The organism is Streptomyces kunmingensis (genome assembly GCF_039533535.1).
Lineage (GTDB): Bacteria > Actinomycetota > Actinomycetes > Streptomycetales > Streptomycetaceae > Streptomyces > Streptomyces kunmingensis.
Genome location: NZ_BAAATS010000009.1, coordinates 65042 through 76564, shown reverse-complemented (window position 1 = coordinate 76564; position 11523 = coordinate 65042). Strand labels below are relative to the sequence as shown.

General features: G+C 69.4%; 12 protein-coding genes. 9 read left to right on the top strand and 3 right to left on the bottom strand.

Annotated elements, in window-relative coordinates; all coding sequences use genetic code 11:
• Nucleotides 1-118 precede the first annotated feature (118 nt).
• The 8 genes from ABD366_RS13635 to ABD366_RS13600 all read left to right on the top strand — a co-directional run bounded on the left by ABD366_RS13635 (nucleotide 119) and on the right by ABD366_RS13600 (nucleotide 7213).
• Complete coding sequence (locus tag ABD366_RS13635; RefSeq protein WP_324774394.1) at nucleotides 119-763, top strand: HAD family hydrolase; 645 nt, start codon at nucleotides 119-121, stop codon at nucleotides 761-763.
• Between the two features lie 136 nt (nucleotides 764-899).
• Entirely contained in the window at nucleotides 900-2117 is a 1218-nt protein-coding gene (locus ABD366_RS13630) for an MFS transporter (RefSeq protein WP_324774461.1), read from the top strand.
• Nucleotides 2068-3243 carry an acetoin utilization protein AcuC gene (locus ABD366_RS13625; protein WP_324774396.1) on the top strand — a complete coding sequence of 392 codons (1176 nt, stop codon included), beginning with the start codon at nucleotides 2068-2070 and terminating at the stop codon, nucleotides 3241-3243. Before ABD366_RS13630 ends, ABD366_RS13625 begins: the two co-directional genes overlap by 50 nt.
• Nucleotides 3244-3394: 151 nt before the next feature.
• Nucleotides 3395-4210, top strand: coding sequence for a phosphatase (locus tag ABD366_RS13620; protein WP_324774398.1), 816 nt, complete (start codon nucleotides 3395-3397; stop codon nucleotides 4208-4210).
• A 129-nt stretch (nucleotides 4211-4339) separates the two neighbouring features.
• Nucleotides 4340-4552 (top strand): helix-turn-helix domain-containing protein, encoded by a 213-nt coding sequence (locus tag ABD366_RS13615; RefSeq protein ID WP_164560538.1) that lies wholly within the window; start codon nucleotides 4340-4342, stop codon nucleotides 4550-4552.
• Between the two features lie 171 nt (nucleotides 4553-4723).
• Nucleotides 4724-4822, top strand: coding sequence for a 30S ribosomal protein bS22 (locus ABD366_RS13610; RefSeq protein ID WP_003948845.1), 99 nt, complete (start codon nucleotides 4724-4726; stop codon nucleotides 4820-4822).
• Nucleotides 4823-5078: 256 nt separating this feature from the next.
• Nucleotides 5079-6152 carry an NAD-dependent epimerase/dehydratase family protein gene (locus ABD366_RS13605; RefSeq protein ID WP_324774402.1) on the top strand — a complete coding sequence of 358 codons (1074 nt, stop codon included), beginning with the start codon at nucleotides 5079-5081 and terminating at the stop codon, nucleotides 6150-6152.
• Nucleotides 6153-6166: 14 nt separating this feature from the next.
• Nucleotides 6167-7213 carry a lysophospholipid acyltransferase family protein gene (locus ABD366_RS13600; protein ID WP_324774404.1) on the top strand — a complete coding sequence of 349 codons (1047 nt, stop codon included), beginning with the start codon at nucleotides 6167-6169 and terminating at the stop codon, nucleotides 7211-7213.
• Nucleotides 7214-7280: 67 nt separating this feature from the next.
• Here the strand turns inward: ABD366_RS13600 and ABD366_RS13595 are convergent, their stop codons facing one another.
• From ABD366_RS13595 to ABD366_RS13585, 3 genes are all read right to left on the bottom strand, one after another.
• A complete protein-coding gene (locus tag ABD366_RS13595) occupies nucleotides 7281-8498 on the bottom strand; it encodes a DUF5667 domain-containing protein (protein ID WP_324774406.1) in 1218 nt (405 codons plus the stop codon).
• Between the two features lie 274 nt (nucleotides 8499-8772).
• Complete coding sequence (locus ABD366_RS13590; protein WP_324774408.1) at nucleotides 8773-9573, bottom strand: ECF subfamily RNA polymerase sigma factor, BldN family; 801 nt, start codon at nucleotides 9571-9573, stop codon at nucleotides 8773-8775.
• A 296-nt stretch (nucleotides 9574-9869) separates the two neighbouring features.
• On the bottom strand, nucleotides 9870-10814 hold the full coding sequence (locus ABD366_RS13585) for an HAD family hydrolase (protein ID WP_324774463.1): 945 nt from the start codon (nucleotides 10812-10814) through the stop codon (nucleotides 9870-9872).
• Nucleotides 10815-10982: 168 nt separating this feature from the next.
• Between ABD366_RS13585 and ABD366_RS13580 the strand changes: the two genes are divergently transcribed.
• Nucleotides 10983-11261, top strand: a complete 279-nt coding sequence (locus tag ABD366_RS13580) for a glutaredoxin family protein (RefSeq protein WP_324774410.1) — start codon at nucleotides 10983-10985, stop codon at nucleotides 11259-11261.
• Nucleotides 11262-11523: the final 262 nt, after the last annotated feature.

The following is an 11523-nucleotide window of genomic DNA, read 5'->3' as shown; positions in this document are numbered from 1 at the left end:
AGCGCCGATGGTACTGCAGGGGGGACCCTGTGGGAGAGTAGGACGCCGCCGAACTAATATTAAGAGAAAAGCCCCGTGCCATTCGGCACGGGGCTTTTCTGCGTTTAGGGTCGACCGTATGCGCTACGAACTCGTCATCTTCGACAACGACGGTGTCCTCGTCGACAGCGAGCCGATCTCCAACACCCTTCTTGCCGGCTACCTCACCGAACTCGGACACCCGACCTCGTACGAAGACTCACTGCGCGACTACATGGGCGCTGCCATGCACCGCGTACACGATCTCGTGCACAAGCGGACCGGCGAACGGCTGCCCACCGATTTCGACGACGTGTTCCACGGACGGGTCTTCGCCGCGTTCGAGCGAGAGCTGAAGCCCGTGCCCGGCATCGTCGACGTACTGGAGAAACTGACCGCCGACGCAGTGCCGTACTGCGTCGCATCCTCGGGAAGTCACGAGCGGATCCGCGTCGGGCACCGGACGACCGGGCTCGACCGATGGTTCGGCGAAGGACGGATCTTCAGTTCGCAGGACGTGGGGCGAGGCAAGCCCGCACCCGACCTGTTTCTCTACGCCGCCGAGAAAATGGGCGTAGAACCCGGGAAATGCCTGGTCATCGAGGACAGTCCGCTCGGGGTGCAGGCCGCAGTGGCCGCAGGGATGGACGTGTACGGGTTCACCGCCATGACACCGGCCGAGCGGCTGGACGGCGCCGGACGGCTCTTCGCGGACATGCGGGAACTGCCCGGACTCCTGGACTGAGGTCACGGTCGTCTTTTGGTTCCCTGATCCATCTACCCACGGGTAGGGCGTGGGCCTACGCTGTGCCGCCATGACCGATGGCACGGGCGGCACGAATGGCGCGGGTGGCAGTGACGGCACGGACGGCAGTGACGGCATAACCGGCGCGATGCGTCGGGGCCGAAGATCGCTGGGGTTCGGCTTCTTCGCCCAAGGGGCGGCGTTCGCGCTGCTGGTGACACGGATCCCCGCCGTCCAGGACCAGTACGGGATCTCGGACGGGCTGCTGCCCCTGTTTCTGGCCGCCGTGCCGATCCTGGCCGGCGTCGGAAGCGTCGGCACCGAGCAGCTGGTGAAGCGGGTACGGCCCAGCCGGGTCCTGCGCTGGTCGCAGCCCGTCGTACTCCTGGCGCTCCTCGGGGTGAGCGCGGGCGACAGCCTGTGGCAGGTGGCCGTCGCGCTCGGCGCGTTCGGACTGGCCGTGGGCGCCCTCGACGCGTCCATGAACATGCTCGGGGTAAGCCTGCAACGCGCGTACGGGCGCAGCATCATGCTCGGATTCCATGCCGTGTACAGCCTCGGCGGGATCGTCGGCGCCTCGCTCGCGTGGGCCGGAGCCCACTGGGACCTGTCGCTGTTCGTGCTGTATCTGCCGGTGGTCGTGGTGCTGCTGCCCGCCGCGCTCGTCGCGAGTCGGTGGTACGTCGACGGGGGCGCGGGGGCCGTCGAGGGCGCGGTGGTGCGGGAGCAGGCGGGCGGGCTCGTCTTCAAGATGCTGCTGCCGCTGTGCCTGGTCATGACCTTCGCGTACATCGGGGACTCGACCGTCTCCAACTGGAGCGCGAAGTACCTGCAGGACGTGCTCGGGAGCTCCGAGCAGCTGTCGACGGTCCCGTACAACGTGTACATGGTCACGACCCTGGTGGGGCGGGCCGTGGGGGATGTGGGGGTGCGGCGGTTCGGGGCCGTGGCCGTGGTGCGGATGGGGACGGTGGTGGCCGCCGCCGGGTTCGGGGTGGTGGCTGTCGCCCCCGGGCCCTGGGTCGGGATGCTCGGGTTCACGCTGCTCGGGCTCGGGCTCTGTGTGATCGTGCCGCAGACCTTCGCCGCCGCGGGACGGATGTTCCCCGGCGCCTCCGATGCGGCGGTCGCGCGGCTCAATATCTTCAACTACGTGGGTTTTCTGATCGGTTCGCCGCTTGTGGGTGCTCTGGGCGATGCGTGGAGTTATCGCGGGGCGATGCTCGTGCCGATGGTGTTGGTGCTGGTGACGCTCGTGTACGCCCCGTCGTTCGGTTCCGGGCAGGACCGATACGGTGGCAAGCATGAGCGGCCGCGCGCAGTTGATGTGGGACCCGGCGGTGACGGGGTATGACTTCGGCCCCGGTCATCCGATGAACCCGGTCAGGCTGGACCTGACCCGGCGTCTCGTGGACGCCTTCGGGCTCGACCGGGACGTCGAGGTCGTCGCGGCCAAGCGGGCGGGTGAGTCGACGCTGCGGCTCGTGCACCGCCAGGACTACGTGGAGGCGGTCAAGGCCGCGTCCGCCGATCCGGGCGCCGCCGACCAGGCGTACGGGCTCGGGACCGTCGACGATCCGGCGTTCGCCGGTATGCACGAGGTGTCGTCACTGATCGCCGGGCAGTCCGTGGGCGCCGCCGAGGCCGTGTGGCGCGGGGAGGCCCTGCACGCCGTGAACTTCGCCGGCGGGCTGCACCACGCGATGCCGGGCGCCGCGTCCGGGTTCTGTGTGTACAACGACGCCGCCCTCGCCATCGCCCGCCTCCTCGAGCTGGGCGTCGAGCGGGTCGCGTACGTGGATGTGGATGTGCACCACGGGGACGGCGTGCAGGCCGCGTTCTGGGAGGACCCGCGCGTCCTGACCATCTCGCTGCACGAGCATCCGCGGACCCTGTTCCCGCAGACCGGGTGGCCCGAGGAGACCGGGGCGGACGGTCCCGCCGAGGGGACGGCCGTCAATGTCGCGCTGCCGGCGGGGACCGGGGACGCGGGCTGGCTGCGGGCCTTCCACGCCGTGGTGCCGGAGCTGCTCGCGGAGTTCCGGCCGCAGGTCCTGGTGACGCAGCACGGGGCCGATACGCACTTCGAGGATCCGCTCGCGCATCTCGCGGTGTCGCTCGACGCGCAGCGGGCCGTGCAGGTCGCCTCTCATGAGCTGGCGCACGAGTACGCCGACGGGCGCTGGGTCGCCCTGGGCGGTGGCGGTTACGCGGTCGTGGACGTCGTGCCGCGGTCGTGGACGCATCTGGTCGCCATCGCGGCCGGCCGGGAGATCGCGCCCGAAACGCTGACGCCGGAAGGCTGGCGGCAGGAAGTGTACGCACGGACGCGGCAGTTGGCGCCGGGGCGGATGACCGACGGGCGCTGGCCCGTCGAGCACCGTGAGTGGGAGGCGGGCTACGACCCGGCGGACCGGCTCGACCAGGCGATCCTGGCGACCCGGAGGGCGGCGTTCCCGCTGCGCGGGTTGCTGCCCTAGGTCCTCGGGGCCGCTGCCCCGGGGCGGCCGGGCCGGCCTGCGTAGCAAACTCCGGGCGGGCCGGTGCGACATGCGCCCGGGATTACTCCAAGTGTGGGGTGTTCAGGCGTTTTGGGGGCATCCGGGCCCTCAATGCACCAGCATCGCAGGCGTGTTGAGCACCGGCGCCCTGCGTGCGCACCTGTTGGCGGCTCGGCTTGCCGGGCCCGTGGCGACCTCCCGCGAGGAGAGTCTGCGCAGTTACCGCCTCTTCGAGGCGAGGGACCCGCGTGTGCTCCTCGGGCTCGATCCCCAATACGCCTGGGGCCAGCGGGATCTGCTCGCCCTCATGGCGGACAAATGCGGGGTTTCGGGCGACCCCGGCCACACCTCGGGGTCCGACGTCATCGACCCGGAGCTGACCCTGGCGGCGCTCGACGCGTTCGGGGACCGCCTCGGCAGGGCCGTCCACACGCGCTCCCCGGTGCTCTTCGGAACCGGACATCCGCACCGCCTGCTCGGCTTCTACGCCGCGCTGGCGGACGCCATGTCGGCGCTGGGATGCCCTGTCCTCACCCCCGCGCAGGGTCGGAGTGTCGACATAACGACCCGGTTCGGCCTACGCACGTACAACCTTGACTACGTACGAGGAGTCGCGCTGGTGCGGGAACCCGACGCCTTGCCCGCCGGCCCCGAGACGGGCGCGCACACGCACTCGCCACTCCCGGTTCGCACCGCTCTGGCGGCCTGTGCGGAGGCCGGGGGACCGCTTCCGCACCTTGTCGTGGGAGACCACGGATGGGTCTGCGGTGCAGGTCAGTTGGGGTTCGACGCCATCGGCCTGGCCGATACGGATGATCCCGCACTGTTCGTCGGTGAGGCGGAGGGGCAGGTGTCCGTCGTCGTTCCGCTTGATGACGCTGTGCGGTCTGATTACTACCGACCGCTTACTCGCTATGTACTCAATCGAGCGTGTCTGTCACAGTAGGCGGCCGATCGCTGCTCCTCTTCCCCACTCGCACCACACGCCCCTAGTCTGGGGAGTGAGCACGCAACGACGTTGAGTCACCGGAAGGGGAAGCCGGTGGCCGTCGAGTGCGGAAGGTTCAGGTGTGTCATGGCTGCTGGTGAGAGTAGGCCTCTGAACGAGGTGCAGTTCCTGACCGTGGCGGAAGTCGCCTCGGTCATGCGCGTCTCGAAGATGACCGTGTACCGCTTGGTGCACAGCGGTCATCTGCCCGCGATCCGGGTGGGGCGGAGCTTCCGCGTCCCCGAGCAAGCGGTTCACGAGTACCTCCGCGAGTCCTATGTGGGGGTGGAAACGGGCTGATCGATACCCCCGGGAGGTCCTCCGGGAGCTCCCGGGACCCCTCGATTTCAAGCTCGGCGCTCGGGCGGGGTACGCTGGCCCTCCGTAGGTCGTGTGGGCCCCAATGCAGCCCCGCACCGAGTGATTGTCCCCGCACCGTGGGGGTTGTCCGAGAAGTGAGCGAGGGTAGTCGTGGGCTCTGTCATTAAGAAGCGGCGTAAGCGGATGGCGAAGAAGAAGCACCGCAAGCTGCTGAAGCGCACGCGTGTGCAGCGTCGCAACAAGAAGTAAGCGACCGCTGCATCAAACGCGGTCTGTGGCCCTTTCACCGTTCGGTGGGAGGGCCACAGTGCGTTTCGGACAAGTTCCGGCAGGCACTCGTGGTCGGGGCACCACGCGTAGCAGGCTCTGCTCTGTACGTACGCCTGTGGCTGTCGTCACTTCCTGCATCGAGTGGTCATCACAGCGCAACAACGAACCGCTAACGTGAGCCGCGACACGGGGATGCGACGCGCGGCGGGGCTGGGACGGAAGGTAGGCGCTGATCTTGGGCAAGGTCGTGCTCGTGACCGGGGTGGCCCGGCAGCTGGGGGGCCGTTTCGTACGACGGATCCAGCGGGACCCCGATGTGGACCGGGTGATCGGCGTGGACGCGGTGCCGCCCGCGCACCATCTGGGCGGCGCGGATTTCCTGCAGGCCGACATCCGGCAGCCGACGATCGCGCGGGTGCTCGCCGAGCATTCCGTGGACACGGTCGTGCACATGGACGTCACCGGGACCCCGCTGGCCAGCGGCGGCCGCGGCTCGGTGAAGGAGACCAACGTCATCGGCACGATGCAGCTCCTCGGCGCGTGCCAGAAGGCGCCGAGCGTGAAGCGGCTCGTGGTGAAGTCGAGCACGAACGTGTACGGGTCCGCGCCGCGTGACCCGGCCGTGTTCACCGAGACGACGCCGCCGAAGTCGCTGCCGAGCGGCGGCTTCGCCAAGGACACCGTCGAGGTCGAGGGGTATGTGCGCGGGTTCGCCCGGCGCCGCCCGGACGTCGCGGTGTGTGTGCTGCGGTTCGCCAACATCCTCGGTCCCACAGCCGATTCGCCGCTCGCCGAGTACTTCTCGCTGCCGGTCCTGCCGACCGTGTTCGGCTATGACCCGCGGCTGCAGTTCGTGCACGAGGACGATGTGATCGACGTGCTGCGGCTCGCCTCGCACGAGGCGACACGCGGCACCTTGAACAGCGGGACCTTCAACATCGCCGGGGACGGCGTGCTGCTGCTGTCGCAATGCTCGCGCCGCCTCGGCCGGCCGACCGTCCCGGTGCTGCTGCCCGCCGTGACCTGGGTGGGCAGCGCGCTGCGTACGCTGGGCGCGACGGACTTCTCGCCCGAGCAGATCAGGCTGCTCACCCATGGGCGGATGGTGTCGACGGCCCAGATGCGGGAGACGCTCGGATTCCGGCCCGAATACACGACCGCGGAAACCTTCGCGGACTTCGTCCGCGGCCGGGGCCCCGGACTGCTGCCGCCCCAGGCCCTGGCGGGAGCTGTGGACAGGATCGCGTCGCTGCCCTTCCTGGGCGGCGGGCGCACACTCAGCCACCCCCCGACGCAGAGCGCCAACTGAGGAGCGCGTGAACGATGGCGGATGCCAAGGTCATTCCGTTCGACGACGACAGGTCGCGGGGGGCCACCGGAAAGGGCTCCGTGCGCCGCAGAGGCCCGGCCGGCGGTGCGCGGCGCACGGGCGAGCCCGGGGGCGCCCGGGAGGTGCGTGAGGTGCAGCGGCTGCCGGTGCAGCAGCCGGGCCCCGGGCCGGAGCCGGGGGAGCCGGCGCCCGAGGGGCGGGGCGGCTGGGACCGGCGGGTCGCGGGCGGCCTCGCGTTCCTGCGGCGGCGGCTCACCGGGGACTACGAGGTCGACGAGTTCGGCTACGACAAGGAACTGACCGACCAGGTCCTGATGTCGATGCTGCGGCCGATCGCGGAGAAGTACTTCCGCGTCGAGGTGAAGGGCGTCGAGAACATCCCGTCGGACGGCGGGGCGCTGATCGTCTCCAACCATTCGGGGACGCTGCCCCTCGACGGACTGATGTTGCAGGTCGCCGTGCACGACAACCATCCGGCGGGGCGCCATCTGCGGCTGCTCGCGGCCGACTTGGTCTTCATGCTGCCGGTCGTCAACGAGCTGGCGCGCAAGGCCGGGCACACGCTGGCCTGCGCGGAGGACGCGCAGCGTCTTCTCGAGGGCGGCGAGCTGGTCGGGGTGATGCCCGAGGGCTTCAAGGGCATCGGGAAACCGTTCAGCGAGCGGTACAAGCTGCAGCGGTTCGGCCGGGGCGGTTTCGTGTCGACCGCGCTGCGGGCGGGGACGCCGATCGTGCCGTGCTCGATCGTCGGCGCGGAAGAGATCTATCCGATGCTCGGGAACGCGAAGACGCTGGCGCGGGTGCTGGGCTTCCCGTACTTCCCGATCACGCCCACGTTCCCGTGGCTGGGGCCGCTCGGTGCGGTGCCGCTGCCGACGAAGTGGACCATCCAGTTCGGGGAGCCGATCCCGACGGACGGGTATCCGCCGGAGGCGGCGGAGGACCCGATGCTGATGTTCAACCTGACCGACCAGGTCCGCGAACAGATCCAGCACACGCTGTACAAGTTGCTCGTGCAGCGGCGGTCGGTGTTTTTCTGATCCGTGGCAAGTGGCAAGTGGCAAGTGGCAAGTGGCAGGGCCCGGGGCAAGCCCCGGGCCCTCGGTGTTACTTGGCGTCCTCGCCGTCGATGCCCAGGCCCGGCAGCAGGCCGGGCAGGAGCGGGGGCAGGGTCACGTCCGGCCTGGCCGGGCCCGTGGGGCCGGATCCGCCGTCCGACGGGGTCGGGCTCGTCTCGTCCTTCGGCGGGTCCAGGAGGCCGCCGGTGGTCTCGCCGAGGAGGCCGTCGTCCTTGCCGCTGCCGGAGCTGGAGGGCTTCGGCTTGGTCGAGCTGCCGCCGTGCCGGTCGGCGTCGGTCGGGCCGGAGGGCGTCGACCGGTCGGTGCCGGATGCCCCCGGCGTCGTACCGCTGTGCCTGCCGGTGCTCGCGGAGCCGCCGGGGGTGGGCGGCTGGGGCAGCAGCGAACGCAGCGGAGCGACCTCTTCGTCTATGGCGTCGAAGACCGAGCTCACCTGGTCCCGCACATCGCCGAGCTGGACCGGGAGCCGGTCGCTCAGCGCGCTCCAGCTCTTGCGGTGCGACTGCGTGAACGCGGAGAGGGCCTGGATCGGACCGAGCGAACCGTCCCGCTTGTACGCCGCGCTGAGCAGACGGTGCCCCTCGGACGCGTCGTAGCGCATCCCGGAGAGCGCGCGCCGGATCTCGCCCACGGATTCATGGTCGAGGTGACCGCCGCGGTCGCGCTCCATCAGCCTCCGCGCCTCGTTCAGCCGCGTCGACGCATGGTCGAGGTAGAGCTGTCCGCGGTCGGAGTCGCCGTCGGCCATGCCCAGCTTGAGATCCTCCATGCCGCGCTTGAGGCCGTAGAGATTGTCACCCGGCAGGGCGTCGGAGCTCGCGGCGGCCACTCCGCCGAACGCCCCCGCGGCCACGCCGACCGTGAGGCCGCCCGCGGCGATGCCCTTGGACAGGCGCGAGCGCGGTCGCAGCTTGCGCAGGGAACTCGCCCGGTGCGCTCCCTTGGACCGGGACCGCTGCTCCGGTACGGAAGTGCCTACGGCGCCTTCCTTGAACATGGCCTCCATGGCGGCGACGAGCTGAGCCCGCTGCACCACCTTGACCTCGGGGTCCATCTGCGGTTTGGGCAGCTCGCCGAGGCCGGAGGCGAGGGACAGAAGACTGTCCCGGTCGGTCCGATCGGACCGGTCGCTCTGCTGAGCGGCCGGTTCTTCCGGCTGCTGCGCCGCCGGGTCCAGGTCGGACTGGTCCTCGAGGGCCTGGGCGAAGGCGTCCGCCCGCCGGTGTGCCGATACGTTGGCGATCACTGGCGGCACCTCCTCTCGTCATGACGGTCGACTCCCATGTGGTCGACTCCCCAAGGGGTCCTGAGGGTTGCACGCCCTGACGACTTGCACACGATCGAGTGAGCGAAGCCGGTCCAGGAGTGACCACAGGGAGCCTGCATCCCGCACAACGAGCGGCGCGGCACTTGGGTTACGGACGAAAGATGATCCGACCGCGATCACATCTCACCTTCACAGAAGGTGAGTTGAGAATCGCGGACGGTGACAGTTCGTGCGGGTGTCATCAGGGGTGTCGTCAGCGGGCGTCGTCCGGGAGGAGCCGGGCCAGCGTTCTCACGGCCCGGTACTGAAGGGTCTTGATCGCGCCCTCGTTCTTTCCCATCACGCGTGCGGTCTCGGCGACGGACAGACCCTGCAGAAATCGCAGCGTGACGCATTCCTGCTGTTGGGGGTTGAGACGGCGTACGGCGTCGAGGAGGGCCGCGTTGGAGAGGGACTCGAGGACGGAGTCCTCCGGGGAGCGCTCCACCTCGTTGGCGTCGAGCATCTCTCCGGTGGTCACTTCCAGGCGGAAGCGGCTCGACTTGAAATGGTCGGCGACCAGATTGCGCGCGATCGTGACCAGCCAGGCGCCGAAGTCGCGGCCCTGCCAGGTGAAGGTGCCGATGCGGCGAAGGGCGCGCAGAAAGGTCTCGCTGGTGAGGTCCTCGGCCGTCGCCTTCCCGCCGACGCGGTAGTAGATGTAGCGGTAGACGGTGTCGCTGTACTGGTCGTACAGGCGGCCGAACGCGTCGGCCTCGCCCGACTGGGCGCGCTCGACGAGTTCCATCATGCGGGCGCTGTCGCTGTCCGCGGCGGGGCGGCGGGCAGGGGTGGACGTGGTCGACGTACCGGAGGCGCCGGCGGCTCCGGAGCGTGTCCGTCGGCCGACTGTGGCGGCACCGGAGTCGGCCATGGCGAAGCATGGGCCGGCGGGTGCGGCGACGGCGAGGGCGGGGACGGCGTACGCGGTGGGGACGAAGCCGCGCAAGCGGTCGGCGACCGTTGCGCGCAGCGTAGCCAGGCCCGAGGCGTCAACCCCGACGTGTTGAAACACGGGACTCCCAGAGGCAGAGCTTCCATCACGTGCAGTGCGGAACTGTTCACTCGTCGTGCTGACGTGTGGGTACCGGAATGCGTCTGAGGAGAATAACGCTTCGTGCAGGGAGCGCTACACCGAGTTGCTCAAATCATCGATTACGTCACTTCTGTAGCTGATCGACGATGGTTCGAGCACCAGAGAGTGACCACTTACTGATCGGATCAGGTCATGTTCGGGCTATGGCGATGACGCGTTGTGGCCGAGTGGTATCAACGGGACTGGCCGGAGCCGGAGGCGGGTAAGACCCTCCGTCAGCGACGGCGCCGGTGCAGGGCAATGGCCGCGGCCGTGCCGCCCGCGACCGCGCCGACGCCGGCCGCGGCCGGGATGCCGACCTTCGCGGCCTTGCGGCCGGTGCGGTAGTCCCGCAGTCGCCACTCCCGCTCGCGCGCGTATTTGCGCAGTTTCGCGTCGGGATTGATCGCATAGGGGTGCCCGACGAGCGAGAGCATCGGGATGTCGTTGTGGGAGTCGCTGTACGCGGCGCAGCGGCCGAGCTCCAGGCCCTCCCCGGACGCCAGTGCCCGGACGGCCTCCGCCTTCGCGGGGCCGTGCAGCGGTTCGCCGACGAGCTTGCCCGTGTAGACGCCGCCGATGGACTCGGCGACCGTGCCGAGGGCGCCGGTCAGGCCGAGGCGGCGGGCGATGACGGTGGCGATCTCCACGGGCGCGGCCGTGACCAGCCAGACCTTCTGGCCCGCGTCGAGATGGGCCTGGGCGAGGGCGCGGGTGCCGGGCCAGATCCGCTCGGCCATGTACTCGTCGTAGATCTCCTCGCCGATGGACATCAGCTCGGAGACGCGGTGGCCCTTGACGATGGAGAGCGCGCTGTCGCGGGCGTCCTGCATGTGCTCGGGGTCCTCGACCCCGGCGAGCCGGAACCAGGCCTGCTGCCAGGCGAACCTCGTCAGCTCGCGGCGCTGGAAGAACTTCCTCTTGTAGAGGCCGCGGCCGAAGTGGAAGATCGCGGCGCCCTGCATCACCGTGTTGTCCAGGTCGAAGAAGGCGGCGGCCTTGTCGTCGCCGACGACCGGGAACTCCGGTTCCGCGCCTGTGCCCGCGCCGTCAGCGGGCTGCGGCTGCTCCTCCAGCTCCAGGGAGGTCTTGCGGGCGGCCTCCGCCGAAGCCTCGCCCGCCAGCACGCTCCGCGCGGTGGCGGGGCGCCTGTGGGGTGCGAGCCATCCGAATCCAATCAGCGGCACGGCGTGCCTCCTACCGGGGTGGCGGTCGGGCGACGGGCGGGACATGGCGTGAGCATAGCCAGTCTGTTCGGTGCTTCCGGAGTCGTGCGGATTTCGGGAAGCTGTCTTCCGTCGAAAATCCGGCGTCGTACAAGGGTCGGTGGTGAGGCCAGAATGGCCGGTATGAGTCCCATTTTCCGTCGTGGCGAGAAGAAGAATCCCGCAGAGCGTGTCGTCACGCTGATCGGTAAGCCCGGATGCCATCTGTGTGATGACGCACAGGCGGTGATCGAAAAGGTCTGTGCCGAGGTCGGCGCCGTCTGGGAGAAGAAGGACATCAACGAGGACGAGGAGCTGTACCGCAAGTACTGGGAGCAGATCCCGGTCGTTCTCGTCGATGGTGCGCAGCACGACTTCTGGCGGGTGAAGGAGGAACGACTGCGGCGTGCGCTCACGCAGTAGCGGTGTGCGCACGGACACCGCCCGCGGTCGCGCACGTCACTGACCGATGAGTCCAACTGTTCCCGAAAGTCGCCTAGGATCGAGGGCGGTTTTGGTCTCGGGGGCGTGGATCGTAAGGAAGGTGCGCGGTTTTGCCCCCTACAGGTGAGCAACGAAGCCGCCTGCGCGCCGGTTCCGGAAAAGCGCGCCGGGGGCGCGTGACCCCGGTCACGTTGGCCGGGCAAATCGGACACCATCTTTGTGCACGCGTTCACAAAGACAT

Coding starts and splice junctions, on each gene's coding strand:
- ABD366_RS13600 (WP_324774404.1), top strand. CDS start 6,167: ATGGCGGATGCCAAGGTCATTCCGTTCGACGACGACAGGTCGCGGGGG.
- ABD366_RS13580 (WP_324774410.1), top strand. CDS start 10,983: ATGAGTCCCATTTTCCGTCGTGGCGAGAAGAAGAATCCCGCAGAGCGT.
- ABD366_RS13615 (WP_164560538.1), top strand. CDS start 4,340: ATGGCTGCTGGTGAGAGTAGGCCTCTGAACGAGGTGCAGTTCCTGACC.
- ABD366_RS13635 (WP_324774394.1), top strand. CDS start 119: ATGCGCTACGAACTCGTCATCTTCGACAACGACGGTGTCCTCGTCGAC.
- ABD366_RS13625 (WP_324774396.1), top strand. CDS start 2,068: ATGAGCGGCCGCGCGCAGTTGATGTGGGACCCGGCGGTGACGGGGTAT.